At 56.7% G+C, this 25,627-nt stretch carries 21 protein-coding genes; 11 read left to right on the top strand and 10 right to left on the bottom strand.

All coding sequences use genetic code 11. From position 1 onward, the window contains the following. Positions 1–187: 187 nt before the first annotated feature. The 9 genes from HOY33_RS12385 to HOY33_RS12345 form a co-directional block, all read right to left on the bottom strand. Positions 188–778: a cupin domain-containing protein gene (locus HOY33_RS12385; protein ID WP_172290522.1), complete on the bottom strand. Its 591-nt coding sequence runs from the start codon at positions 776–778 to the stop codon at positions 188–190. 66 nt (positions 779–844) lie between these two features. Then, a complete protein-coding gene (locus tag HOY33_RS12380; protein WP_172290521.1) occupies positions 845–1,543 on the bottom strand; it encodes a DUF1989 domain-containing protein in 699 nt (232 codons plus the stop codon). After that, complete coding sequence (locus HOY33_RS12375) at positions 1,540–2,796, bottom strand: M20 family metallo-hydrolase (protein ID WP_172290520.1); 1,257 nt, start codon at positions 2,794–2,796, stop codon at positions 1,540–1,542. Before HOY33_RS12375 ends, HOY33_RS12380 begins: the two co-directional genes overlap by 4 nt. After that, positions 2,786–3,598, bottom strand: coding sequence for an amino acid ABC transporter ATP-binding protein (locus tag HOY33_RS12370; RefSeq protein WP_216660496.1), 813 nt, complete (start codon positions 3,596–3,598; stop codon positions 2,786–2,788). The genes HOY33_RS12375 and HOY33_RS12370 overlap by 11 nt, the downstream gene beginning before the upstream one ends. Then, positions 3,591–4,244, bottom strand: coding sequence for an amino acid ABC transporter permease (locus HOY33_RS12365; protein WP_172290519.1), 654 nt, complete (start codon positions 4,242–4,244; stop codon positions 3,591–3,593). The genes HOY33_RS12370 and HOY33_RS12365 overlap by 8 nt, the downstream gene beginning before the upstream one ends. Next, positions 4,241–4,900, bottom strand: a complete 660-nt coding sequence (locus HOY33_RS12360; RefSeq protein ID WP_172290518.1) for an amino acid ABC transporter permease — start codon at positions 4,898–4,900, stop codon at positions 4,241–4,243. The genes HOY33_RS12365 and HOY33_RS12360 overlap by 4 nt, the downstream gene beginning before the upstream one ends. A gap of 9 nt (positions 4,901–4,909) precedes the next feature. After that, positions 4,910–5,767, bottom strand: a complete 858-nt coding sequence (locus HOY33_RS12355) for a transporter substrate-binding domain-containing protein (protein ID WP_172290517.1) — start codon at positions 5,765–5,767, stop codon at positions 4,910–4,912. A 339-nt stretch (positions 5,768–6,106) separates the two neighbouring features. Continuing rightward, positions 6,107–8,038, bottom strand: a complete 1,932-nt coding sequence (locus HOY33_RS12350; protein WP_199377794.1) for an FAD-dependent oxidoreductase — start codon at positions 8,036–8,038, stop codon at positions 6,107–6,109. 357 nt (positions 8,039–8,395) lie between these two features. Beyond that, the gene (locus HOY33_RS12345) at positions 8,396–9,016 is read right to left on the bottom strand and encodes a YitT family protein (RefSeq protein ID WP_172290658.1); all 621 of its coding nucleotides are present in this window, start codon (positions 9,014–9,016) and stop codon (positions 8,396–8,398) included. Between the two features lie 91 nt (positions 9,017–9,107). On the opposite strand from HOY33_RS12345, the gene HOY33_RS12340 reads away from it, so the two are divergent. The 11 genes from HOY33_RS12340 to HOY33_RS12290 all read left to right on the top strand — a co-directional run bounded on the left by HOY33_RS12340 (position 9,108) and on the right by HOY33_RS12290 (position 22,137). After that, positions 9,108–10,535, top strand: a complete 1,428-nt coding sequence (locus tag HOY33_RS12340; RefSeq protein WP_172290516.1) for a PLP-dependent aminotransferase family protein — start codon at positions 9,108–9,110, stop codon at positions 10,533–10,535. 172 nt (positions 10,536–10,707) lie between these two features. Beyond that, on the top strand, positions 10,708–11,472 hold the full coding sequence (locus HOY33_RS12335; protein WP_172290515.1) for an SDR family NAD(P)-dependent oxidoreductase: 765 nt from the start codon (positions 10,708–10,710) through the stop codon (positions 11,470–11,472). 289 nt (positions 11,473–11,761) lie between these two features. Beyond that, a complete protein-coding gene (locus HOY33_RS12330) occupies positions 11,762–12,628 on the top strand; it encodes a MurR/RpiR family transcriptional regulator (RefSeq protein WP_172290514.1) in 867 nt (288 codons plus the stop codon). Between the two features lie 14 nt (positions 12,629–12,642). Further along, entirely contained in the window at positions 12,643–13,230 is a 588-nt protein-coding gene (gene ddpX, locus HOY33_RS12325; RefSeq protein ID WP_172290513.1) for a D-alanyl-D-alanine dipeptidase, read from the top strand. 22 nt (positions 13,231–13,252) lie between these two features. Continuing rightward, positions 13,253–14,809 carry an ABC transporter substrate-binding protein gene (locus tag HOY33_RS12320; RefSeq protein ID WP_370541639.1) on the top strand — a complete coding sequence of 519 codons (1,557 nt, stop codon included), beginning with the start codon at positions 13,253–13,255 and terminating at the stop codon, positions 14,807–14,809. 65 nt (positions 14,810–14,874) lie between these two features. Further along, complete coding sequence (locus HOY33_RS12315) at positions 14,875–15,897, top strand: ABC transporter permease (protein ID WP_172290511.1); 1,023 nt, start codon at positions 14,875–14,877, stop codon at positions 15,895–15,897. Positions 15,898–15,899: 2 nt separating this feature from the next. Beyond that, positions 15,900–16,787, top strand: a complete 888-nt coding sequence (ddpC, locus tag HOY33_RS12310) for a D,D-dipeptide ABC transporter permease (protein ID WP_370541638.1) — start codon at positions 15,900–15,902, stop codon at positions 16,785–16,787. Next, a complete protein-coding gene (locus tag HOY33_RS12305; protein WP_172290510.1) occupies positions 16,787–17,773 on the top strand; it encodes an ABC transporter ATP-binding protein in 987 nt (328 codons plus the stop codon). Before ddpC ends, HOY33_RS12305 begins: the two co-directional genes overlap by 1 nt. Next, the gene (locus HOY33_RS12300) at positions 17,766–18,707 is read left to right on the top strand and encodes an ABC transporter ATP-binding protein (RefSeq protein WP_172290509.1); all 942 of its coding nucleotides are present in this window, start codon (positions 17,766–17,768) and stop codon (positions 18,705–18,707) included. The genes HOY33_RS12305 and HOY33_RS12300 overlap by 8 nt, the downstream gene beginning before the upstream one ends. A 642-nt stretch (positions 18,708–19,349) precedes the next feature. Further along, positions 19,350–20,513 (top strand): diguanylate cyclase, encoded by a 1,164-nt coding sequence (locus HOY33_RS12295; protein WP_172290508.1) that lies wholly within the window; start codon positions 19,350–19,352, stop codon positions 20,511–20,513. A 316-nt stretch (positions 20,514–20,829) separates the two neighbouring features. Beyond that, positions 20,830–22,137 carry a dicarboxylate/amino acid:cation symporter gene (locus HOY33_RS12290; RefSeq protein WP_172290507.1) on the top strand — a complete coding sequence of 436 codons (1,308 nt, stop codon included), beginning with the start codon at positions 20,830–20,832 and terminating at the stop codon, positions 22,135–22,137. 88 nt (positions 22,138–22,225) lie between these two features. On the opposite strand, the gene acrD is transcribed toward HOY33_RS12290, so the two are convergent. Continuing rightward, a complete protein-coding gene (gene acrD, locus HOY33_RS12285) occupies positions 22,226–25,339 on the bottom strand; it encodes a multidrug efflux RND transporter permease AcrD (RefSeq protein WP_172290506.1) in 3,114 nt (1,037 codons plus the stop codon). Positions 25,340–25,627 lie beyond the last annotated feature (288 nt).

The following is a 25,627-nucleotide window of genomic DNA, read 5'->3' as shown; positions in this document are numbered from 1 at the left end:
GTCGGCAGGGGCTGTACTGAAATAGAGCAGTGTGAGCAATTTTCGCACTAAAAAAGTTCATGAATCCACCGCGTGGATCGGGAAATAGCCAGAGTCGGATCGACAGCGGCGGCTTTTCAACGGGGGATGCCTGGCCGGGCGGCTGCCGGCCAGACTGAGGGGATTGCGGCGCGTGGGGCTGCGCGATTCAGAACGTAACGGGCGTATTGACCCACAGCACATGGGCAACCGTTTTGCCAATGTTGCTGTAGCCGTGAGGGATGTGGCTGGGGAAATAAAAGGAATCCCCGGCGGCTAAACGATGGGTTTCTTCGCCCAGATACAGTTCGATATCGCCGGACAGCACATATCCCATCTCTTCGCCGTGGTGTTCAATCAGGCCATCGCTGGCGACGCCTGGCTCAATGATGTGGATATTTCCCTGTAACAGACCGCCCTTATGGTGATAGGTCAGGTTTTCCAGTTCGATGCCGCCCTGTTTATTGCGTTGCAGAAAACGTTTTCGCCGCCGTTGCTCCGGTTTAAGCACCGGCGAATCCGTCACCCAGTTTTCCGCCATCAGGTCTGAAATGTTGGTTTCCAGTGAGCGCGCCAGCCGGTGGAGCATAGCCAGAGAGGGTGTCGCCACCTCGTTTTCCAGTTTAGACAGCAGGCTTTCAGAGCATTCCACCTTCTGCGCCAACTGTTTCAAGGTCATTTCTTGCGCCAGACGGGCATGCCGTAGCCGCATGCCCAGATTGGAGAGTACAGTACCGCTGGTATCGCCGTTTTTTTTCATAACGAGTTATCGGTTGTGAATGTAGACGCTGCCCGTCGTCCGCCTGACAGCGGGCAGCATGGCTGATTATGCCGTTACACTAAAATGAATCGCCTGAGGATTACAACCATTGATTGGCACGATGTCCTGCGGGCAGGCGGACATGACCACGATGCAGTCCAGTTCGGCGCGGATCTCGACATAGTCTCCCGCTTTGCTGACGGCGGGTAGCCAGGAGATGCTGTAATCGGGGTTTACCGGCGTATTCATCCACAGGTTCAGCGGCTGCGGGACTTCACGGGCGCGCAGACCGATGGCATTGAGCGCCAGGCGCATGTTATCGGCGCAGCTGTCGTGGTATTCGGTGATCCCCATATTGCTGTAGCGGAACAGGTCGCAGGCGGCGATCAGGGTGTCGTGCACCCCCGGCGAGGTATCGGTCAGCAGCGTGCCGATGGCGCGGCGCTGGTTGGTGACCAGCACGTCGCCCGGTTTGGGGATGATTTTGTCGATAAATGCGCGGGTGTGCTCCATGGATGAGAACTCGCTCAGATCGTCGCTGTTGAACAGCCAGGTATCGCACACCTGGCTTCCCGGCGTATTGATAATGCGGATAACCTGCCCTTTTTGCAGACGCACGGCGCGGCCGCAGCGGGCGGGCACCGTATACAGCTCGCCGGGAACCGGCGTGCCGTCGGCGGAAATCGGCGAGGTGGCGGTGGCGTTGGTGCCCAGTGCGGCGCCGTTATCTTTTTCACAGCAGGCAGGGTAGTGGTGTGTGCTCATGAATTGACTCCTGTTAATGGATTTGCCAGCGCTGTCAGACAGCAGGCGAGCGCTCTGGCGCCAAGCCAAAGCGAATGGGGATCGGTATATTCGGCCGGGTTATGGCTGATGCCATTGCGGCTGGGGACAAAAAACATGCTGGTCGGACAGTGCCGGGCCAGATACATCGCGTCATGGAAAGCGCCTGAAACCAACTGACCGGTCGGAATATCCAATACCTCGCAGCACGCCTGCTGCTGCGCCAGCAGATGCGGGTCGAAGGCGACCGGCGCTTGAAACAGCAATGACGTCACGGTCACGTCGTCGGCGGCAAGCGCGGCGATGGCCGCATCAAAGCGGTCTAAAACGGCGTCGTCGGGGTGGCGGAAATCGACGGTGAAACTGACTTCGCTCGCCACGGTGTTGATGGCGTTCGGCGTCACCTGCCAGCTGCCAAACGTTAAGCGCCGCCGATCGATTGGCACCGCGGCCACGCTCTGCTCAATGCGATCCGCCAGACGGCGCGCTAATGTCATGGCGTCTTTGCGCCGATCCATCGGCGTGGTGCCCGCATGGGCGCTTTGGCCGAGGCAGCGGATCTGATACCAGCGGACGCCCTGAATGCCTTGTACGGTCGCCAGCGGCAGGCCGGCCTGTTCCAGCACCGGCCCTTGTTCGATATGCAGTTCGATAAACGCCGCCATCGGGTATGCGGCGCGGCGCGGCAGGGAGGCAAAACGGCGGTGACAGTCGGCCAGCGCCGTGCCGACCGTGACCCCGTCCCGATCGCGGTTCTCCAGATAGCCCGCCAGCAAGTCTGGATTGACAAAGGCGCTGGAGCCCATGGCGCCGGGAGCAAAGCGGCTGCCTTCCTCGTTGGTCCAGACGACGACCTCCAGCGGCCGCTGGGTGACGATGCCGGCTTCATTGAGCGCGCTCAGGCACTCGATGCCGGCCATCACGCCGTAACATCCGTCCAGATTGCCGCCGCATGGCTGGGTATCAATATGGCTGCCGGTGACCACCGGCGGCAGATCCTGCTGTCCTGCCCGGCGAATGAACAGGTTGGCGCAGTCATCGGTGGAGACCTCGCAGCCCAGCGATTGCGCCAGATCGATCAGCCAGGCCCGGGCGTCCAGATCTTCCGTGGAAAGGGCCTGACGGTCTACCCCGCCGGAAGCCAGCGCGCCGAATCGCGACAGAATCGCCAGATTGTCGAGTAACCGAGACTGCCTGACGCAGTCCGCCGCTTTTTTCGCCTGTTTACTGATCATCGGCGAACCTCGGCTCATCAAGCTGCAACGGGCTTTTAAACCACGGCGCCAGAAAGGTCTGCAAGCGTACGCTTTTCGGGGCGCGGAGCAGCGTACCGGGCGGGCCGCTTTCCACCACCGAACCGTCGGCCATGAAAACAATGCGCGAAGAGATATGGGCGGCAAACGACATTTCATGCGTGACCATCACCATGGTGATGCCGTTGTCGGCGAGCGCTTTTATTACGTCCAGCACTTCCTCGACCCGTTCGGGATCGAGCGCGGAGGTCGGCTCATCCAGCAACAGCAGTTCCGGCTCCAGCGCCAACGCCCGGGCAATGCCGACGCGCTGCTGCTGTCCGCCCGACAGGCGCGACGGCCAGGCGTCGGCCTTTTCCCTCATGCCGACCTGCGCCAGCGCGGCGGCGGCGCGTTGGCGGGCGTCGTGGCGCGGCAGCTTTTTCCCCAGCACCAGCGGGGCGGCGACGTTCTCCAGCACCGTCATGTGCGGCCACAGATTGAACTGTTGAAACACCATGGCCAGCGGACGGCGCACGTCGGCAATCAACGCCGGGCTGTCGCGGTGCCGTGGCTCGCGCCCCGGCCCGCTATAACCCAATAGCTGACCTTTAATCCAGATCTCCCCCTCATCATAGGCTTCCAGAAAGTTCATGCAGCGCAGCGCGGTGGTTTTCCCCGATCCCGACGGGCCAATCAGCGTGACGATCTCGCCGGCATCGACGGCCAGATTGATATTTTTCAGCACCCGGTTGCCATCGAATGACTTGCCGACGCCGCGCAGTTCGATAATGGTTTCAGCCATAGGGGTATCCTTTAGAAGTCTGCCAGCGGCCAAGCAGGCGAATGCTCAGGCTGACGGCCTGCGCCAGCAGCCAATAGCTCAGGATCAGCAGGGCATAGGGCAGGACGTAGGTATAGGTATTCGCAACGATTTGTCCGGTCGTCATGGTGAGCTCGGGCACGGTGATCACCGAGGCCACCGCGCTTTCTTTAATGGTCAGAATGAACTGATTGCCGAGCAGCGGCAGACTGAAGCGCATTGCTTGCGGCGTCTGGATATGCCAGAAGCTGTGCCACGGCGAAATATTGTGCGCCGCCGCCGCCTCCAACTGGCCGCGGGCAATACTCTGCCAACTGGCGCGGAAGATTTCGCCAAAATAGGCGGCGCTGTATAACGTCAACGACAAAATGGTGGCTTCAATGGCGCTCAGCATGATGCCGACCGACGGCAGACCGAAATAAATAACCGCCAACTGCGCTAGATAAGGGGTGCCGCGGATCGCCCAGACGTAGAAGCGCCACGCGGCATAGAGCGCCTGCTGCCGGCGGCACAGCGCGTGCAGGGCGAAACCGAGCAGCGCGCCCAGCAGCGCCGAGCAGGCGCTGATCCACAGGGTGACGCCCATCGCGCGCAGGTAGTCAGGCAGGTAGAGAAGCAGATCGTTCATATTCTTTCCTTCACCCAGCGGCGTTCAAAATGACGGCCCAGCAGCGCGAGCAGGCTGGTCAGCAACAGGTAGACCAGCGCCGTGGCGATATACACCTGTAGAGGCTGATAGGTTGACGAGGCCAGTTGCTGGCCCACCCGCATCAGGTCGGTGATGGCGATAACCGATACCACGGCGGAAGCTTTCACCACGTCGATCAGTTCAGAAACTAATGACGGCAGCGTCAGGCGCAGCACCTGCGGCACCTGAATACGCCACAAGGTCTGGCATGGGCTCAGACCGCAGATTGCCGCCGCCTCCAACTGGCCGGGCGGGATGGCGGCAAAGCCGCTGCGCAGGATTTGTGACTGATAGGCGGCGGTATTGAGCGTCAGGGCTAACACGGCGGCCAGATAGCTGGATATTTCCAGCCCCAGTTCGCCGGGCAGATAAAAGCACAGCAGCATCTGCGCCAGCACCGGTGTGCCGCGGAACAGGCTGACCCAGGCGTTGGCGATGCTCCGCCAGATCCGCATCGGGCTGCGTTCCATCAGATGGAGCCCCACGCCGACAAAAAAGCCGGCGACGATGGCGGTCAGACACAACGACGCGGTGGTCGCCGCCCCGTTGAGCAGGTCGGGAAGCCAGGCGAGGAACCGTGCGTAAAAATCGGCCATGCGTCTCCCTTACAGACTCGGCGCAGGCATCTGATCGGCCGGAACGGTCATGGTGAAGCCGAACCATTTATCTTGCAGCGCTTTCATCGTGCCGTCGCGGTTGGCTTCGGCAATGCCGTCGCTAAACAGTTTTACCAGCCGGGCGCTATCCTGGTCTTGACGTCCGACCCAGCCGAAATAGGTGGTAGGGCCAAGCATCGGTTCAAGCGTGCTGAAGATGCCGGGGCGGCTTTTGATCAGCGGGCCGAGATTCGCCAGCGACTGGGCGACGCCGTCAAGCCGTTTGTTCGCCAAATCCGCATAGGCTTCATCAAAGGAAACGTACTGCTTGATTTCTTTGATGCCGGGCTTGCCGCCGGCTTTCAATTGCTCATTGAACGCTTGTAAAATCTGCAACTGACCGGAGCCTGCCTGCGAGCCAACGACTTTGCCGCTGAGATCGTCCAGCGTGGCGATCGACGTATCGTTTTCGCGTTTAAGCAGGGCAACGGTGGATTCGGCGATGGGCACTGTAAAGGCAAAATGTTCTATCCGCTGCTTGTTGACGGTGACGGCCGTGACCACGAAATCGAACTTTTTCGCATCCAGCCCCGGCAGGATCCCCTGAAACGGCAGATCCAGTTGTTTTACCTTCACGCCCGGCAGGCGCTTTTGCAAAATGTGGTTCATCAGGTCGACATCGTAACCCACGATTTTGCCGTCCTGAACGAACTCAAAGGGGGCATAGCGCGCCTCGGTGGCAATGGTGATGGTTTTTTGAGCGCTAATCCGATCCAGCAGATCGGCGCCGTGGGCAGGAACGGCCAGCGCGCCGATCGCACACAACGTGGATGCGTAACATACGGCGGCGAATTTGCGTAATGTCATGATATTCCCCTGTTGAAAGTGATGTGCATTTAATTCAAGTAACTTGCATGTAGTTATAAAAGCATGAAACATGCCACACTGACTGTTCCGCGCAGAAAATGCAGATATAGAAAATATCTTACTGTTATCAAATGGAATTATTTAACCGGACAAGAGAGGTAAGGGCGCGAAGCCCTTAGCGTGCGGGGGATAAAATCAACTTCCGGTGTTTGGTCGCAGTGCGTTATTGCACCGCCAGCGTGCAGGATGAGTGCGTGACGCAGGCCTGCGTTGTGTTACGGGGCGAAGAGGATTCGCCCCGGTTTCTACAACGTAAAATCGATAAGGTGTAAGACGGAATTAAACCACCGCCATACCCGCATCGAATCCTTCTTTTATTGCCACCATGGCATTACTGGTTTTTACCGCGCCGCCGATTACCACCACATTATTGCTGGTTTGATTAAGATGTTTCGCTAATTCATTAACCGGAACATAACCTAATGCCAGAACGACGGTATCGGCTTCAATAGAAACTTGTCCTTGTTGATTTTCAACAATGACATGCGTGTCGGTAATTTCCGCCACTTTGGTATTTAGATATTGTTTTACGTTGAATTCATTCAGTATATTTATAACGTGTAATTTACTGACGCCATCAAGCTCCTGCAATATCTGGTCGCGCATTTCTATAACGGTCACATTTTTTTGTTGCATGGCAAGATGCGCGGCGGTTTCACCGCCCACTTCGCCACCGCCGGCAATAACAATATTATTTCCTGTTATTACCTTACCCAACAAAACATCTTCCGCAAAAACAACATGAGGGAGATTAACGCCTTTAATCGGCGGCATGGCCGGTTTCCCGCCGGTGGCAATAATAACGGTGTCTGGTTTTTCCTGCCGGATAATGTCTTCGGTCAGTTCGGTGCCGCATTTTATGTCGATATTCAGTTTTTCCAATTCCTGAATAGCCCATGCGGTGTAGGTTGCCAATTCACCTTTGCCGGGAGGGAACGCGGCGGAAAGGAATTGCCCGCCTAACTGATTTCTTTTTTCAAACAATGTCACGCGATGCCCGCGTAGCGCCGCGGCGCGGGCGGCTTCCATCCCGCCCGGCCCGCCGCCGGCGACAAAAACGGTTTTGGGCGTTGAGGTTTTTGTGTAGTCCAGCACGCCTTCCCGTCCCAGGGTCGGGTTGACCAGACACTCTAGCGGCCCGCCCACATACAGACTGCCGGTACAGCCCTGCATACATCCGATGCAGTAGCGGATTGAGGTTAATTCTCCGGCTTTGGCTTTGTTGGGTAAATGGGGATCGGCCAGCGAGCCTCTGCCCATACCGATAAAATCGGCTTTGCCCATCGACAGAATGCTATCCGCCATCCTTGGGTCGTTAATGCGGTTGGCGGTAATCACCGGGATATTCACCAGTTTCTTTATCTCTTCCGCAAACGGCACGGTCCAGGCATGGCCTACATACATCGGGGAAACCGTGCCGAATTTATTATGATCGCCATAGGCGCCGACGGAAACATCCAGCGCATCAACGCCCCATTCTTCAAACAACTGAGCCAGCACGCGGGATTCGGAAATGTCCCGGCCGCCGACAAAACCTTCATACGCCGAGAAGCGGACCATCACCGGAAAGTCCGGCCCGACATTGCTGCGCACTTCCTGATAGATTTCTTTCAAAAACCGCACCCGGTTGTCCAGACAGCCGCCGTATTTATCGACGCGTTTATTGACATAGGGAGAGAGGAACTCGGCGATTAAATAACCGTGACCCGCATGAATCTCTACGCCGTCAAAACCCGCCTGTTTGACTCTTTTCGCACAGTTGCCGAAATCCTTAACCAGATTCTGAATATCCTCAATCGACAACTCACGCGGCATTTCTCTCAGCCACGGGCAGGGAATGGGCGACGGCGCCATGGGTTGAACCCCGCCGTTGACTTTACCGTTGCTTTGTCTGCCCGCATGATAAATTTGGGCAAAGATTTTACTGTCGTAGCGATGAATGGTATCCGTTAGTTTTTTATGGCTGGCGATTTGTTCGTCATTCCATAAACCGGCGATATACTGATAGCCCATCGCATGTTCATTGACCGCGTAATCTTCGGTGATAATTAACCCCCAGCCGCCTTTTGCCTTTTCCTCATGATAGGCAATGTATCGATCGGAAGAGGTGCCGTCGGTGTTACAATAATTTGCTACCATTGCGGTTACAACAAGCCGGTTAGGAATAACGCATTGGTTTATTCTTTTAGGCTCAAATAATTTTTTATACATGATAATGTATCCTATGTTTTTTGTGATTTTATATTTAATAATAAACACAGGCTCAGTATAGCGACTTATTGTTAATTTATTTTGTGATTTGAATCATGGAACATATTTTATGTTGTTGCTATTTAATTAGGGTTTGTTGATAAAATGTAGAAGCAAGGGCGAACATTTCGTTTACAATGGATTAACTTGCAATCAAGTTGCAACTTTTCATTATAATATCGACGATAAATAAATTTAAACGCGATATGTTCTACTTATCTCTTTTGATACCGTTCGACTATTTAATATTATTCCTTTATCGGGTTGTGAGATAATAAAATAAAACGTTATTTTATAAAAAATATATTGGATTATTTATTATATTCCATTATTCACCGAGGGTTCGGTCAGCGGTTTTTTCGGGCGCGGATCGATATGAAACCACGGCAGGCAAAGCTGGATCAGCGGGCCAATCGCCAGCGCATAAAGCACGGTGCCGACGCCGAGTGTGCCGCCCATCATCCAGCCCGCCAGCAGCACAGTGACTTCAATCGCGGTACGCACGCTACGCACCGACCAGCCGGTGCGGGCATGAATTCCGGTCATTAACCCGTCGCGCGGCCCGGCGCCAAAACCCGCGCCGATGTACATGCCGGTCGCCAACGCGTTGATTACTACGGCGGCAATCAACAGTGCGCCGCGCGCCATCAGCGATTCAAGAGGCGGCATCAAAGCCAGCGCGGCATCCACCGCCAGACCCAGCACAATCACGTTACTGACGGTTCCCAGTCCGGGACGAAGACGCAGCGGGATCCACAGCAGCAGCACCAATGCGCCAACGACGATTATCACCATACCAATAGTCAGAGAAAAGATCCGCGCCACGCCCAGGTGAAACACGTCCCACGGATCGACGCCGAGATTGGCGTGCACAAACATTGCCGTGGATACGCCGTATAACGCCAGTCCGATATAAAGTTGCAGCAAGCGACGCGCCATCATGATCTTCACCTTAATACATTCATCGTGGCTATACCTTCTCGCAAAATGGATTTAGTATTAAGGTCCAGTTTTTATAAAGTGGACTGATATGGCACAGCGCAGAACCGGTACGGCCTCGTTGATTAAGCTTCTTGGACACTGGCGCCAGGATTTACCGCGCATGCCGGTTTATCGTCAGTTGGCGGATGGCCTGCGATTGTTGATTCTGGACGGTCGTCTGCCGCTGGACAGCCGGCTGCCGGGGGAGCGCGAACTGGCGACGGCACTGGGCATTAGCCGTACCACGGTGGCCGCCGCGCTGGCGCGACTGCGTGACGAGGGTTATCTGCTCAGTCGTCACGGTTCCGGCTCGGTAACGCTACTGCCGGACGGCGGCAATGCCTCCTCCCCTTTACCGGGTGCGGCTCCGACGCTCGATCTCTCCATCGCCGCCCTGACGGCGGGCCCGGAGATCCATCAGGCCTATGCCCGCGCGCTGATCGCTCTGCCGGAGCACCTCGGCGCCACCGGATACGATCAACTGGGCCTGCCTGAGCTGCGTGCGATCATTGCCCGCCACTACGCCGGCCGCGGGCTGCCGACCACGGCGGATCAGATAATGGTGGTGAACGGCGCGGTCAGCGGATTCGGTCTGATCCTGCGGTTGCTTACCGGCCCCGGCGATCGTGTGGTTATCGACCATCCGACTTACCCGATGGCGCTGGCGGCAATCAACGGCGCTTCGTGTCGCCCGGTGCCCGTCAGTCTGCCGGAAAACGGCTGGGACACCGACGGACTGGCGGCGACCATTGCCCAGACTTCCCCTCGTTTGGCTTACCTGCTTCCTGATTTTCATAACCCGACCGGGCGCTGTATGGATGCCGGAACGCGTGCGGCGGTAGCCGGGATTGCGGCCCGAACCCGCACAACGATTGTGGTGGATGAAACCATGGTGAATTTATGGTTCGACGCGCCGCCGCCGCCGCCGCTGGCGGCCTTTGATAAGGCGGACAGAGTGATTACGCTTGGTTCCGCGGGAAAAAGTTTTTGGGGAGGGTTGCGGCTTGGCTGGATCCGCGCGTCGTCGCGCACCATCGCCGCGTTGATGCAGGTACGCGCCACGTTGGATTTAGGGAGTCCGGTGCTGGAACAACTTGCGGCTATCAGCCTGTTTAATGACGCCGATAATTTCCTGCCGCGGCGCCGGGAAACGCTGCGCCGGCAGCGGGATATCAGCAGCGCGGCGATAAAACAGTTATTTCCCGACTGGCGGATAACCGAGCCGGCCGGCGGCTTATCCTGGTGGATCGAACTGCCAAAACCGCTGGCAAGCGTATTCGCCGCCAGCGCCGAGTCCATCGGCATCCGTATCGGCGCAGGCCCGCGATTTGGCATTGAAGGGGCATTTGAACGGTATCTAAGGCTGCCGTTTACGTTGGAACCCGCACAGATGCGTATTGCGCTCGAACGGCTCCAGCCGCTCTGGGAAAACCTGGCGCAAACCAGAAGCTACGGCGGGCGGGGGATGGTGGTTTAACCCTGCTCGCCTGGTTTATCCGACACATTTTTAAAGATTTTTATTGCCATAAAAAACAGTTGATTAATCGCAAAATACGTTTTTTTCTTGCAGAGTTTCCTGTGGCTGCCAAGGTTAAATATATACGTGATGCACGTCACAATTAACAAATGCAGCACAAACAGGAGGCAACGTGGAACGCTTTAAGAATAAAGTTGTGGTTATCACCGGTGCGGGTTCAGGCATTGGCGCCGGAACGGCCCGGCGTTTTGCCCGCGAAGGAGCAAGCGTTGTTCTGGTCGGCCGTACCCAGGAAAAACTGGAAAAAACCGCGGCATCGTTAGCGTCGGGAAAACATTTGATTGCGGCTTGCGATGTCTCTGAGGCCAGCGAAGTCGAAGCCCTGGCCCGGCGCGTAGCGGACGAGTACGGCCGGGTCGACGTGCTGGTTAACAATGCCGGGATGATCGTCCAGGGGCGCGTACATGAACTGACGCTGGATGACTGGCATAAATTGATGGGCACCGACCTGCACGGCGTATTTTATTGCCTGCATTATTTCATGCCGGCCCTGCTCAACACCAAAGGCAGCGTGATTAATATTTCGTCGGTTTCCGGTCTTGGCGGCGACTGGGGCATGAGCAGCTATAACGCCGCGAAAGGGGCGATTACGAATTTCACGCGAGCGGTCGCCATGGACTATGCCGCAGACGGCGTGCGCGTCAATGCGATCTGCCCGGGCTTTATCCTGACGGAACTTACCGAAGACACGGAGCAGGATAAAGCGCTGCTGGAAAAATTCTATGAGCGTATCCCGATGCAGCGGGCGGGCGAACCTGAGGACATTGCGGATGTCATTGCCTTTCTTGCCAGCGATGACGCGCGTTATATCACCGGCGCGAATCTTCCTGTCGACGGCGGGTTAACGGCCTCTAACGGCCAGCCTAAGCAGGCATAAAACGCATCGGCCGTCGATAATCCGTAAATAAAACCTTGCCGCGCCGTGCGTCATCGCCACAGCGCGTTTCTGTTCCCTTCTTTTTGCCCGCACGGGCGCCAACATGCACCAAAACGGATCGGTTCTGCACGATTTTTGCGCTTTCATACCCAAATTTTGACGCTTAATGACCGCGAATGCCGCCTGACGGCCGCTCTGCCGGCCGGATAAAACCTGGCACGCACCCTGCATTTGTTATCCATATAACAGCATTTTAATTAATGACAGAAAGATAACATGGGGGCGGGAAATGACGGAAACGACAGCGTTAGTTGCCAGGATTGAAGCCAGCTTTAGCCAGCAAACGCCCAGCGGAAAACGTATCGCTGGCTGGCTGCTGACGCATATTGCCCAGATCCCGTTTGAGACCGCGGACAGCATCGCCAAAGCAACCGGAACGACGGGGATTACCGTTGGCCGCTACCTGCGCAGACTGGGCTATCGCAATCTGGAAGATGTCAAAAGCAGCCTGCGTCATACGTCGGACATGCCCTATAAACCCTGGGGCGTGATTGACCGCCTCGACTCATGGCAACAACAGCACGCGTTGCCTGAGCGTTTTTCCCAGTCGCTCCAGCTTGAACTGGAGGCCATCACTCAGGTTTATCAACTGGCGCAGAGCGAAACCTTTGCGCGGGTGAGCCGGCAACTGGCCGAAGCGGAAGCGGTGTTTATTTTAGGCATTCAGTCCACGCGCGGTATCGCCAACGCTTTTTTCAGCCATCTGGAATATCTGCGTCCCCGCGTCAGCTATGTCGACGGCCTGTCGGGCACCTGGGTCGAGTCGCTCAACTCCGAGTTTGCCCGCCCTTACCTGGTGGTCACCGACACCCGGGCGTATTCCGCCGTCGCCCGCCAGTATTGCCGGGCGGCCAGCGAGCGCAACCTGCCGCTGGCGCTGGTCACCGATATCTGGTGCCCGTGGGCGCGTGACTATCCGCTGGATTTGCTGCAAGTGCATACCGATACCGGTCATTTTTGGGATTCGCTGGCGCCGCTCAGTTGCCTGTTCAACCTGCTGCTTTCCGCGGTGGTGGAACGGCTCGGCGAGCGTTTGGCGCCCCGTCTGGCGCTAAACCGCCAACTGCAACAGGAGTTTGGACAATTTGAACGCTAAACAAGGTCTGTTATATGAATCAAGAAATTGAATTGGTTGATGTTTATTCCGCGTTGCCGCAGGTGGGCATCGACATGAAATATGCGACGCCGGATAACATTACCGGCCAGACCATATACAGCGAAAATCGTTGCCTACTGCATCCTGACGCCGCCGGCGCTCTGCGGCGCAGTGTGGAAATCGCCGCGCTGGCGGGCGTCAGGCTGCTGGTTTACGACGCTTATCGTCCAAAGAAAGCGCAAGAGTATCTGTGGCTGGCCTGCCCGGATCCGCGGTATGTGGTGGAAGTCTCGCAGGGTTCCAATCACAGCCGCGGCACCGCGGTTGACGTCACGCTTTTCGACGAAAACGGCCGGCTGCTGGATATGGGCACCGAATTTGATGAGATGCATGAGCGCTCGCATCCTTATCACCCCAGCGTGCCGCCTGCGGCGCAGCGCAATCGCCTGTTGCTGAACGCCATCATGTTTGGCGGCGGCTTTGTCGGCATCGCCAGCGAATGGTGGCACTTTGAACTGCCCGGCTCCACGGCCTACCCGCTGTTAAGCGATCGTTTTAGCTGTATCGCACCGCGAAACGTAACCACCCCCAACTTACTATGAAACCAGGAGTACGGCCATGAAGATGACTACCACCGCAGTTTCGTTGTTTCGACCGGCGTTGATCGCCGCGGCCATTGCCATGATCGTCACGCCGGCACTGGCGGCGGTGCCGAAGGATATGCTGGTGATCGGCAAAGCCGCCGACCCGCAGACGCTCGATCCGGCGGTCACCATTGATAATAATGACTGGACGGTCACTTACCCTGTCTATCAACGCCTGGTGCAGTATAAAACGGAAAACGGCAAAGGCTCCACGGAGGTGGAAGGCGATTTGGCCGCAAGCTGGCAGGCTTCCGACGATGGGAAAGTCTGGACCTTTAAACTGAAAAACGATGCCAAATTTTCTGATGGCGCACCGGTCACCGCCGAGGCGGTCAAGTTCTCGTTCGAGCGCTTGCTGAAGATCGGGCAGGGGCCGTCGGAAGCCTATCCAAAAGATCTCAACGTCGAGGTGGTTGACCCCTACACGGTGCGTTTCACGCTCAGTACGCCGTTTGCCCCTTTCCTCTATACGCTGGCCAATGCGGGGGCGGCGATCGTTAACCCCGCGGTGATGAAAGAGCATGGCGGCGATGACGCCAGAGGCTGGCTGGCGGAGAACACGGCGGGTTCCGGCCCTTACCTGTTGCAACGCTGGCAGAAAGGGCAGCAGCTGGTGCTGGTGCCCAATCCGCACTATAGCGGCGCGAAACCGGCCTTTAAACGCGTCTCGGTGAAAATAATCGGCGAGAGCGCGACGCGTCGCTTACAGCTTTCCCGCGGCGACATTGATATTGCGGAGTCGCTGCCCGTCGATCAAATGGCGGCGTTGAAACAGGAGGGGAAAGTCGCCACTGATGAATATCCGTCGCTGCGCGTGACGTATCTCTATCTCAACAACGGCAAGGCGCCGTTAAACCAGGCGGATCTGCGGCGCGCCATCTCCTGGTCGACCGATTACGCGGGCATGGTAAACGGTATTCTCGGCGGGAACGGCAAGCAGATGCGCGGCCCGATCCCGGAAGGGCTGTGGGGGTACGATCCGCAAGCCATGCAGTACAGCCGGGATCCCGCCAAAGCGAAAGCGGCTTACGACAAGCTCGCCGTTAAGCCGCAGGGCCTGACGTTTCTTTATTCGGACAGCGATCCCAACTGGGAACCGATCGCCATTTCCACCCAGGCGAATCTGAATACGCTGGGGATTAACGTCAAGCTGGAAAAACTGGCTAACGCCACCATGCGCGACCGCGTCGGGAAAGGGGATTACGACATCGCCATCGGCAACTGGAGCCCCGACTTCGCCGATCCCTATATGTTCATGAACTACTGGTTCGAGTCGGATAAGAAAGGCTTGCCGGGAAACCGTTCCTTCTATGACAACCAAACCGTCGACGATTTGCTCAAGCAAGCCGTGGCGACGTCGGATCAGGCCGAGCGTACCAACGCTTACCAGGCGGCGCAGAAGATCGTCATTGATGAAGCCGCCTATGTTTATCTGTTCCAGAAAAACTATCAGGTCGCCATGAACAAGGAAGTGAAAGGCTTTGTTTTCAACCCGATGCTGGAGCAGGTGTTTAACGTGGCGACCATGAGCAAATAACAACAGGCACCGCTTTTATTTCGGGGTCAGGCCGCTGGCCCTATTCTTTGACTGGGGGCTTTAACATGACCTTCTGGAGTGTTTTACGGCAGCGCTGTTGGGGTCTAATACTCGTGGTGGCGGGGGTTTGCGTCATCACCTTTATTATTTCCCACCTGATCCCCGGCGATCCGGCGCGGTTGCTGGCCGGCGATCGCGCCAGCGACGCCATGGTCGAGCATATTCGCCGACAGCTGGGCCTGGATCAACCGCTGTACGTTCAGTTTTCCCGTTACGTTAGCGACTTACTGCATGGCGATCTGGGAACGTCCATTCGCACCGGCCGTCCGGTGCTGGAAGATTTGCGCACTTTCTTTCCCGCCACGCTGGAACTGGCCTTTTTCGCTCTGCTGCTGGCGCTGATGCTGGGCGTGCCGCTTGGCGTGCTGTCCGCGGTGTATCGCGATCGCTGGCTCGATCACCTGGTGCGCTTATTGGCGATAACCGGTATCTCAACCCCGGCGTTCTGGCTGGGATTAGGCGTGATTGTCCTGTTTTACGGGCACCTTAACTGGCTGCCCGGCGGCGGCCGTCTCGATGACTGGATCGATCCGCCGACGCGGGTCACCGGTTTTTATACCATCGACTCGCTGCTGGCCGGCAACGGGGAGGCTTTCTGGAATAGTCTGCAACATTTGATTTTGCCCGCGATAACGCTGGCGTTTGTGCACCTGGGCATCGTGGCGCGTCAAATTCGCTCCGCCATGCTTGAGCAACTCAGTGAAGATTATATTCGCACCGCGCGCGCCAGTGGTTTACCGGCCTGGCGCGTCATCCTGGGCTATGCGTTGCCCAATGCGCTGATCCCGTCGATTACCGTATTGGGGCTGGCGTTGGGCGATCTGCTGTATGGCGCGGTGCTGACGGAAACCGTTTTCTCCTGGCCCGGCATGGGCGCTTATGTGGTCTCGTCGATTCAGGCGCTGGATTTCCCGGCGGTGATGGGCTTTGCGGTGGTGGTTTCGCTGGCGTATGTGGTGGTCAATCTGGTGGTGGATCTGCTCTATTTATGGATCGACCCCCGCATCGGGCGTGGAGGGACTGAATGATGATGTTAAGCAACGAGGCCGCGGCGCCGCGCCAAAGCGAACGGCGACAACGCTGGGGCAAACGCGCCTGGATGCTGAAGAGCAGCCCGCTGACGCTGATCGGCGGCGTCATTATGCTGATCATGCTGCTGTTGATGATCTTTTCGCCCTGGTTGACGCCGCAGGATCCCAATGCCATCGATCTGGCCGCCCGTTTGCAGCCGCCCTCGGCGCAACACTGGTTTGGCACGGATGAGGTGGGGCGCGATCTTTTTAGCCGCGTGCTGGTCGGCAGCCAGCAATCGGTGGCCGCCGGTCTGGCGGTGGTGCTGTTTTCCGGCATTATTGGCTCTCTGTTGGGCTGTTTTTCCGGCGTAGTGGGCGGTTGGGCCGATGCGTTGATTATGCGCATCATGGATATCATGCTGTCGATCCCCTCGCTGGTGTTGACCATGGCGCTGGCGGCCGCGCTGGGGCCGAGTCTGTTTAACGCCATGCTGGCTATCGCCATTGTGCGCATTCCCTTTTATGTCCGTCTGGCGCGCGGCCAGACGCTGGTGGTGCGGCAGTTGGCCTATGTACAGGCGGCAAGAATTTTCGGCGCCACGCGCTGGCATCTGATTAGCTGGCACGTGCTGCGTAACGCGCTGCCGCCGCTGATTGTGCAGGCGTCGCTGGATATCGGCACCGCCATATTGATGGCCGCCACGCTGGGGTTTATCGGCCTCGGCGCGCAACAGCCGACGGCGGAGTGGGGGGCGATGGTGGCAAACGGCCGTAACTATGTGCTCGATCAGTGGTGGTATTGCACCTTCCCCGGGATGGCGATCTTGATTACCGCCGTCGGATTTAATCTGTTCGGCGATGGCCTGCGCGACCTGCTCGATCCGAAAAGCGGAGGACGCAACTGATGCACGATGACGTTCTGAATATCGATAATCTACAACTGAGTTTCCCGGTATATAACGGCGAGGTTCGCGCGCTCAATCAGGTCTCGCTGTATGTCAAACGTGGCGAAATTGTCGGCGTGGTCGGCGAATCCGGTTCGGGCAAGTCGGTGACCGCCATGCTGGCTATGCGCCTGTTGCCGGCCGGCAGCTATCGCATCAACGGCGGCGGTCTTACCGTGCTCGGTCAGGATGTGCTGAATGCCAGCGAGAAACAGATGCGGCGGCTGCGCGGCGCGCAAGTGGCGATGATCTTTCAGGAGCCGATGACGGCGCTGAATCCCACGCGGCGTATCGGGCAGCAGATGACCGATGTGATCCGCCAGCACCAGCCGATTTCCCGCCGGGCGGCGGTGCAGAAAGCCATCGCGTTGCTCAATGAAATGCAGATTTCCGATGCGGCGCGGGTGATGGAGCGCTATCCGTTTGAATTGTCCGGCGGCATGCGTCAGCGGGTGATTATCGCGCTGGCTTTCTCCTGCGATCCGGCGCTGATTATTGCCGATGAGCCGACGACGGCGCTGGATGTGACCGTACAGCGGCAGGTGTTGCGTCTGCTACAGCAGAAGGCGCGCGCCCGCGGTACGGCGGTATTGTTTATCAGCCACGATATGGCGGTGGTGTCTCAGCTTTGCGATCGTCTGTATGTGATGTACGCCGGCGCGGTGATCGAAAGCGGCGCCACGCGGGATGTGATTGCCCGCCCCGTCCATCCTTATTCCATCGGTTTGTTGCGCTGCGCGCCGGAAGACGCGCCGCCTCGCGCGGTGTTGCCCGCCATTCCGGGCACCGTGCCCAATCTGGCGTCGCTGCCGGCGGGCTGCGCTTTCCGCGAACGCTGCTTTGCCGCCGACGCGCGCTGTCGGCAACAGCCGGTATTAACATCCTGCGGCGCCGGCGAACAACGCGCCGCCTGCTGGCATCCGCAACGGGAGGCGGAACATGTCTGATATTTTGCTTGAACTACGGGATGTGCATGTCAATTTCCCCGCCCGGAAAAACTGGCGTGGAAAAGTCACCGAACAGGTTCATGCGTTAAATGGCCTGGATTTGCAAATTGTCCGCGGGGAAACCCTGGGTATCGTCGGTGAGTCCGGCTGCGGCAAGAGCACGCTGGCCCAGTTATTGATGGGTATGTTGCCCCCCGCCGCGGGCGAGTGTTTTCGCGCCCGCAGCCCGACCTCATGGCTTGGCAGCGGGATGCAAATGGTGTTTCAGGATCCGCTGTCGTCACTGGATCCGCGTTTACCCGTCTGGCGTATTATTACCGAGCCGGTCTGGTTGCAGAAGCACAACGGTGAACGTGAGCGTCGTGCGTTAGCGGCGGAGCTGGCGGAACTGGTCGGTATTCGCCCGGAATATCTGGATCGGCTGCCCCATGCTTTTTCCGGGGGCCAGCGCCAGCGTATCTCAATCGCCCGTGCGCTCTCTTCGCAGCCCGATATTATTGTGCTCGATGAACCCACGTCGGCGCTGGATATTTCCGTGCAGGCGCAAATTCTCAATTTGCTGGTGAAACTGCAACGGCAGCGCCAACTGACCTATGTGCTGATTTCACACAACGTGTCGGTGGTGCGCCATATGAGCGACCGTGTCGCGGTGATGTATCTTGGGCAAATCGTCGAGCTGGGCGGCGCTCAACAGGTGCTGACCGCGCCGAAACATCCTTATACCCGGCTGTTGTTGGATTCCGTGCCGCGCGTGGATCGGTCGCTGGATGGAGAGATAGAGGATCGTAAGGGCGAATTGCCGGGCAACCGCGTGTTGCCGCGGGGCTGTTTTTTCCGCGAGCGCTGCCCGCAGGCCGCCGCAGGCTGCGAGCGGCCGCAACCGATGTCGCCCACGGTACAACATGTGGACGTTCGCTGCTGGCGCGCCGACTGACGAGCAGCCGATGACTTATGGATGCATGGTTCCTGCCGGCGCAGGAACCATAACGTGTTATCCGGGGTAATTATTGCTGAGCGATAGAGTATTTATTTAACCTTGAAAGGGACGTAGCCAGGATTGATATCATCGGAATGTTTAATGCCCTATTCGATGAAAAAATCAAAAAAGCGACAATGGCATCGCGATGGTTGCGAATAATAGATCTTTTATTTTTTGACGAAACTTTTGCAAGAAGAGGATAAAAAAATGCCGTGAAATAAAGATAAAGACCTTATTTTCATGGTGATTAACGCCGACAACTCAATTCTTATGTATTAACGCTATTCTCATTCCCCATCATTTTCCTGCCCGTTGATATCAAACGTAAACCTGAGCCCATTTTCTGGCTTGTGCGGGCGATATCCCCTATTCTGAGACGCGTTATCACGGGGGCAAACCGATACGGGCGGATAGCTTAGGATTAAGACGAAATCCTGTGGCGACAGGACGAAAACAGCACGGGAGCTCCGGCAAGCTGTCTTATACTGGCGGGGTTTCGCCTTATGGCAGGTTTGGTTTTTTTAGACAACTACAGCAGCAATATAGAATTGACGGAGAAGGTGTTTGCGGCTCAGACGTTCATTAACGATTAAGCAGATGACAGCCGTGTCCGCTGTGGCGCTGGTTACCATCAGTCTGTTTATCGTGATACAGCTTTTTCACTTCGTGAATCAGCGTCGTGAGGATTATGCCAGGCAACTGGAGGTCATCGCTTATTCCGTGCGCCAGCCGCTGACGGAGGCGGTGCTGCAAGGCGAAGTGCAACGGGCTGAAGATATTCTGAACAGTTTACTGCCTGTCGGCTTTCTCAGTCGGGCGGATGTGCTGTTGCCCGATGAATTTCAGACGCTGCATGCCAGTTTCCCGACGGAACGCCCGGTGCCGAACTGGATCGCCGGTTTCTTCAAACTGCCGATACAGATCTCCGTGCCATTGTATTCCCCGCCGCAGACGCAAAATTCGACGCCATTGGCGCATTTGGTTTTGCAGGCCGACTCTTATCGCATGTTCCAGTTTATCGTCAGTACGTTCTCGATCATGCTGGCGACTTACCTGTTATTGGCGCTTGTTTTATCCATCGCCATTACCTGGTGTATGAACCGACTGATGGTACATCCATTACGCGCCATTATCACCGAACTACAGAATTTACCCGCAGAAGCGATCCCGCATCATCAGCTGACGCTGCCGGAATGGCATCAGGACGATGAGCTTGGCGTACTGGTTCGCAGTTATAACCGCAATCAACAGTTGCTGAAACAGTCGCTTTTTTCCGGCGCCATGCAGTATGACTTCCCCGATAAAGCCGATTTTATAATGCATCTGGAGCGGTGGCTGGCGGAAAACACGCCGTTTAGCCTGATGGTGATCGGTCTGGCGCCGCTATCGGCCGATAACGGCAGCCAGATCTCCGCTACGTTGATTAATCAGCTAAAAGCGGCGGTTAATGAACCGCCGGAGGAAAGACGCGTTTTATTGGCCCGTCTGGACAACGATGAGTTCGCGGTGCTGGGAAAACCGTTGGCGAGCGTGGAGCAGGCGCAAGCCTGGGCGCGCAATGTCATTATGCAAATAAATGCGCCGTTCATATCACTAAACGATAACGCCTCTCCGCTTACGGCCTGCGTCGGTATTCTGCACGTTGACGCATCCCCCGGCAAACAGACAACGCATGCGGCGCTTTTCCTTTCGCAAGCGCGTTTGGCGATGCAACGCGCCCGCCATGAAAGGAAGAATGGCATTCATGTTTTTGATGAATAATCCCTTATTCGTCGCCTGATGGTTATTTTCACCCTCCGTTATTTGCTCTTTTAACCTACCTTTATGACTGGTCGCCGCGGATTTTTCTTCGACGTTAAGCCGGGATTCTTTCTGCTTGTTACAAATAAATTGCACTATTGTTTAATGTTTACTTTTACTGAAGCGATTCCGCTCATATTTTTAACCTCATGTTCACAAACTAAAGTTATAAAACATTTCCAGACTATTAGTGCGGTGTTATTTTCCGGCGCAATCACAGGTGGTATTCCCTATTCGTATATTGTCCGCCTGTGTCTCCCCACCATAGGACGTACGTATGAAAACTTCTATTTTTAAAAGTCTTTATTTTCAGGTGCTTACTGCCATTACGGTAGGGATACTGCTGGGCCATTTCTATCCGGAACTTGGCACGCAGATGAAACCTCTGGGCGATGGATTTGTTAAATTAATTAAAATGATCATTGCCCCGGTCATCTTTTGTACTGTGGTGACCGGCATTGCCGGCATGGAAAGCATGAAGTCAGTGGGTAAAACCGGCGCGACCGCTCTGCTGTATTTTGAAGTTGTCAGTACGATTGCCTTGATCATCGGGCTGATCGTGGTCAACGTAGTAAAGCCGGGCGCCGGCATGAATATCGATCCCGCCTCTCTGGATGCCTCCGCCGTCGCCGTTTATACCCAGCAGGCATCGCAGCAGGGGTTGATTCCGTTCCTGATGGATGTGATCCCTTCCAGTGCGGTAGGCGCCTTCGCCAGCGGCAATATCTTGCAGGTGCTGCTGTTCGCGGTGATGTTTGGTTTTGCGCTGCATCGGCTGGGCGAAAAAGGCAAAATGATCTTTGATGTGATCGAAAGTTTCTCCAGAGTGATTTTCGGCATTATCAATATGATCATGCGTCTGGCTCCTTTAGGCGCATTCGGCGCCATGGCGTTCACCATCGGCAAATATGGGCTAGGGACACTGGTGCAGCTGGGCCAGTTGATCGCCTGCTTCTATATAACCTGTCTGCTGTTCGTGTTCCTGGTGCTGGGCAGTATCGCCAAAGCCACCGGCTTCAGCATCTTCAAGTTTATCCGTTATATCAAAGAGGAACTGTTGATTGTGCTGGGTACGTCTTCTTCCGAATCGGTGCTGCCACGGATGTTGGAGAAGATGGAGAAGGTCGGGTGTAAGAAATCGGTTGTCGGGCTGGTTATTCCTACCGGCTATTCATTCAACCTGGATGGCACCTCTATTTATCTGACGATGGCCGCCGTCTTTATTGCGCAGGCAACCAACAGCCATATGGATATCTGGCATCAGATTACCTTGCTGGTGGTTTTGCTGCTCTCTTCCAAGGGGGCGGCGGGCGTTACCGGCAGCGGATTTATCGTGCTGGCCGCCACGCTCTCGGCGGTAGGCCATCTGCCGGTGGCGGGTCTGGCGTTGATTCTGGGCATTGACCGCTTTATGTCGGAAGCCCGCGCGCTGACCAACCTGATTGGCAATGGCGTGGCCACCATCGTCGTCGCCAAGTATTGCCATGAGCTGGATGCGCAGCAGATGGACGCGGTACTTTCCGGCAACAAGGGCGATACCGGCAGCAAAGGCGACAAAACCGCCGAGCCGACGGCGCAGTCATAATCCGCGCTTTTCCCTCGCGTTTTGATCTTTCCCCACGGCACGGTTGTGCGGTGGGGATGATCGTTAAGCCATTAGCGTCGCTGAATACTTATTGCGCTTTCTCTTGCAGCGGAAAACGCCTGCGCACCACCACAAAGAACAACGGTACGAAAAAGATGGCGAGGATCGTCGCGGAAATCATGCCGCCAATGACGCCGGTGCCTACGGCATGCTGGCTGGCGGAACCCGCGCCGTTGCTGGTCGCCATCGGGAGTACGCCGAAAATAAACGCCAGCGAGGTCATCAGTATCGGCCGCAGCCGCTGACGTGACGCCTCCAGCGTCGCTTCAACCAGATCCCGCCCGCGCTGATTCAACTCATTGGCGAACTCGACAATCAGGATGGCGTTCTTCGCCGCCAGGCCGATGACGGTCAGCAGCCCTACCTGGAAATAAACATCGTTCTCCAATCCTCGTCCCCAGGTGGCGATCAATGCGCCCAGCACGCCGAGCGGAACCACCAGCATGACCGAAAAGGGAACGGTCCAGCTTTCATACAGCGCCGCCAGACACAGGAACACCACCAGCAGCGAAATGACGTACAGCGCCGGCGCCTGCGCGCCCGTCAGTTTTTCCTGATAGGACATTCCCGTCCATTCCAAGCCAATGCCGTCCGGGAGTTTCTCCACCAGCGCTTCCATGATCTCCATGGCCGTCCCGGTGCTGACGCCCGGTGCGGCCTCCCCGACGATTTCCAGCGCGGAATAGCCATTGTACCGTTCCAGACGCGGCGAGCTGCTCTCCCATGAGGTTTGCGCAAAGGCGGTAAACGGCACCATTCCGCCATTGCTGTTGCGGACGTACCATTTGCTGATGTCGTCCGGTAGCATGCGATATTTTGCGGCGGCCTGAACATAGACTTTTTTCACCCGTCCGCGATCGATGAAATCGTTGACATAGGTAGAGCCCCAGCCGGTTTGCAATACGCTGTTGATGTCGTCGATAGACAGGCCCAGCGATTGCGCCTTGCGTTGGTCGGTATCGATCTTCAACTGTGCGTTATCATCCAGACCGTTATGCCGCACCCGGGTCAGATCCGGGCTATCGCCGGCCATGGACAATAGTTGGTTGCGGGCCTGCATCAGTTCATCGTGGCCCAGCCCGGCGTGATCCTGTAATTGCATGGTAAAGCCGGCCGCATTGCCCAGACCGCTAATGGACGGCGGGTTGTTGGCAATCACCCGCGCTTCGTTAATGGCATGAAAAGCGCGGGTGGCGCGTTCGATAATGGCAAAGGCGCTATTTTCTCCACTCGTGCGCGCATCCCAGTCTTTCAACCGCACAAACAGACGCGCGACGTTCTGCCCGTTCCCGCCCGGCCCGGCGCCCACGGTGGAGAATACCGATACGACATTCTCTTTCTCTTTGGTGAGGTAATACTGCTCAATTTTCTGCACCACTTTTAACGTCTGCTGCTGTGTCGAGCCGGGCGGCAGTTGAACCTGCGTCATGAACACGCCCCGATCCTCCTGGGGCAGAAATGACGTGGGCAGCCGGATAAACAGCAACGCCATGATGCCGATGACGGCAAGATAAAGCAGCATCCAGCGGCCGCTTCTCACCAGGATCTTGGCGACGCCCTGCTCATAGCGCGCCGCGCCGCGGTTGAAATGGCGGTTAAACCAGCCGAAAAATCCCTTGCGGCCGTGATGCTGTCCTTTGGTCAGGGGCTTAAGTAGGGTGGCGCACAGGGCCGGGGTGAGGATCATCGCCACCAGCACCGACAGGATCATGGATGAAACGATGGTAATGGAGAATTGGCGGTAGATGGCGCCGGTGGTGCCGCCGAAGAAAGCCATCGGGACAAAAACCGCCGACAGCACCAGCGCGATCCCCACCAATGCGCCCTGAACCTGCTGCATCGACTTGCGCGTCGCCTCGCGTGGAGAAAGTCCTTCCTCGCTCATGACGCGCTCGACGTTTTCCACCACCACAATGGCATCGTCCACCAGCAGACCGATCGCCAGCACCATCGCGAACATGGTCAGGGTATTGAGGCTGAATCCGCAGGCATACAGCACCGCAAAGGTGCCCAGCAGCACGACCGGCACGGCGATAGTGGGGATAAGCGTGGCGCGGAAATTCTGTAAAAACAGGTACATCACCAGGAAAACCAGCAGTACCGCTTCAAACAGGGTTTTCACCACATCGATAATGGAAGCCTTAACAAAAGGCGACGTTTCATAAGCGACTTTGGCTTCCAGCCCGCGCGGAAAATAGTGCGATAGCTCCTCAATACGGGCGCGCACCAGTTTATCCGTTTCCAGTTCATTGGCGCCGGAAGCCAGCTTTATCCCCAGACCGGAGGCCGCCTGACCGTTATATCGGCTGAGGAAGTCATATCTTTCCGCGCCAAGCTCCACTTCGGCGACATCGCCGAGCGTCACCGCCGAGCCGCCCTGGTTCACGCGCAGGGTAATGTCACGAAACTGCTGCGGGGTTTGCAGCAATGACTGACCGTTGATGGCGGCATTCAGCGTCTGATTATCCACCGACGGCGTACCGCCCACCTGGCCGACCGAAACCTGGCTGTTCTGCGCCTCGATGGCGGACACCACATCTTCAGTGGTGAGCGCGTAATCGGCGAGCTTCAGGGGATCGAGCCAGATACGCATCGCATACTGCGAGCCATAGGCGTCTACCTCGCCCACGCCGTTGATGCGGCTGATCGGATCCTGAATATTGCTGGCGACATAGTCCGAAATATCCTGTCTATCCATGCTGTCATCGGTGGAAACAAAGGCGATCATCAGAATATTGGCGTCGCCGGTCTTACTGACCGTCACCCCTTGCTGTTGCACGGCCTGCGGGAGCTTTCGCAGGGCGGACTGCAACTGATTCTGCACCTGCTGACGGGCTTCATTCGGGTTGGTTCCCGCTTCAAAACTGAGCGTTATCCTTGCCTGTCCGGTATTGCTGCTGTCCGAAGCCATATACATCAAATTATCAAGCCCGGTCATACTCTGCTCGATAACCTGAGTCACGGTATTCTCAATGGTTTGGGCGGACGCGCCGGGATAGTTGGCATTAATACGCACGCTGGGCGGCGCGAGGTCGGGGTATTGCTCGACGGGCAGTGAAACGATCGCCAGCATACCGCACAAGCTGAGTATAATTGCCAACACCCAGGCAAAAATGGGGCGATCAATAAAAAAATTCGCCATCGAATGACGCTCCTCAGCGGTGGTCTGTACGTGATAATCACTGCCGCAGAGCGCGCCAGCCGTAATTTACTTTATCCGGTAAGGTTCAGCGAATCGTGGGAAAATTAAGGAGAAAGTGTAAATTATCGTCGGAAAATGTCGGACTGTGTATGTCTGCCGGCATTGTTCGGCCACATCGCGGATGACGCGCAAGCACAAGCGGAGAAAGCGCGTGGCGACTTGCAGAATTCCCCGAACATCGTCCTTACCTAACGATGAAAAGTGACGAGCAAGATCCCGCCGCCAATC

The sequence above is a fragment of the Brenneria sp. hezel4-2-4 genome, from assembly GCF_013155275.1.
In the GTDB taxonomy this organism is placed as follows: Bacteria; Pseudomonadota; Gammaproteobacteria; order Enterobacterales; family Enterobacteriaceae; genus Brenneria.
This window is presented reverse-complemented; position numbering and strand designations above follow the sequence as displayed.

Coding starts and splice junctions, on each gene's coding strand:
- HOY33_RS12290 (WP_172290507.1), top strand. CDS start 20,830: ATGAAAACTTCTATTTTTAAAAGTCTTTATTTTCAGGTGCTTACTGCC.
- HOY33_RS12355 (WP_172290517.1), bottom strand. CDS start 5,767: ATGACATTACGCAAATTCGCCGCCGTATGTTACGCATCCACGTTGTGT.
- HOY33_RS12380 (WP_172290521.1), bottom strand. CDS start 1,543: ATGAGCACACACCACTACCCTGCCTGCTGTGAAAAAGATAACGGCGCC.
- HOY33_RS12300 (WP_172290509.1), top strand. CDS start 17,766: ATGTCTGATATTTTGCTTGAACTACGGGATGTGCATGTCAATTTCCCC.
- acrD (WP_172290506.1), bottom strand. CDS start 25,339: ATGGCGAATTTTTTTATTGATCGCCCCATTTTTGCCTGGGTGTTGGCA.
- HOY33_RS12350 (WP_199377794.1), bottom strand. CDS start 8,038: ATGTATAAAAAATTATTTGAGCCTAAAAGAATAAACCAATGCGTTATT.
- HOY33_RS12345 (WP_172290658.1), bottom strand. CDS start 9,016: ATGGCGCGTCGCTTGCTGCAACTTTATATCGGACTGGCGTTATACGGC.
- HOY33_RS12315 (WP_172290511.1), top strand. CDS start 14,875: ATGACCTTCTGGAGTGTTTTACGGCAGCGCTGTTGGGGTCTAATACTC.
- HOY33_RS12385 (WP_172290522.1), bottom strand. CDS start 778: ATGAAAAAAAACGGCGATACCAGCGGTACTGTACTCTCCAATCTGGGC.
- HOY33_RS12305 (WP_172290510.1), top strand. CDS start 16,787: ATGCACGATGACGTTCTGAATATCGATAATCTACAACTGAGTTTCCCG.
- HOY33_RS12320 (WP_370541639.1), top strand. CDS start 13,253: ATGACTACCACCGCAGTTTCGTTGTTTCGACCGGCGTTGATCGCCGCG.
- HOY33_RS12340 (WP_172290516.1), top strand. CDS start 9,108: ATGGCACAGCGCAGAACCGGTACGGCCTCGTTGATTAAGCTTCTTGGA.
- HOY33_RS12295 (WP_172290508.1), top strand. CDS start 19,350: ATGACAGCCGTGTCCGCTGTGGCGCTGGTTACCATCAGTCTGTTTATC.
- HOY33_RS12330 (WP_172290514.1), top strand. CDS start 11,762: ATGACGGAAACGACAGCGTTAGTTGCCAGGATTGAAGCCAGCTTTAGC.
- HOY33_RS12365 (WP_172290519.1), bottom strand. CDS start 4,244: ATGAACGATCTGCTTCTCTACCTGCCTGACTACCTGCGCGCGATGGGC.
- ddpX (WP_172290513.1), top strand. CDS start 12,643: ATGAATCAAGAAATTGAATTGGTTGATGTTTATTCCGCGTTGCCGCAG.
- HOY33_RS12375 (WP_172290520.1), bottom strand. CDS start 2,796: ATGATCAGTAAACAGGCGAAAAAAGCGGCGGACTGCGTCAGGCAGTCT.
- HOY33_RS12360 (WP_172290518.1), bottom strand. CDS start 4,900: ATGGCCGATTTTTACGCACGGTTCCTCGCCTGGCTTCCCGACCTGCTC.
- HOY33_RS12370 (WP_216660496.1), bottom strand. CDS start 3,598: ATGGCTGAAACCATTATCGAACTGCGCGGCGTCGGCAAGTCATTCGAT.
- ddpC (WP_370541638.1), top strand. CDS start 15,900: ATGTTAAGCAACGAGGCCGCGGCGCCGCGCCAAAGCGAACGGCGACAA.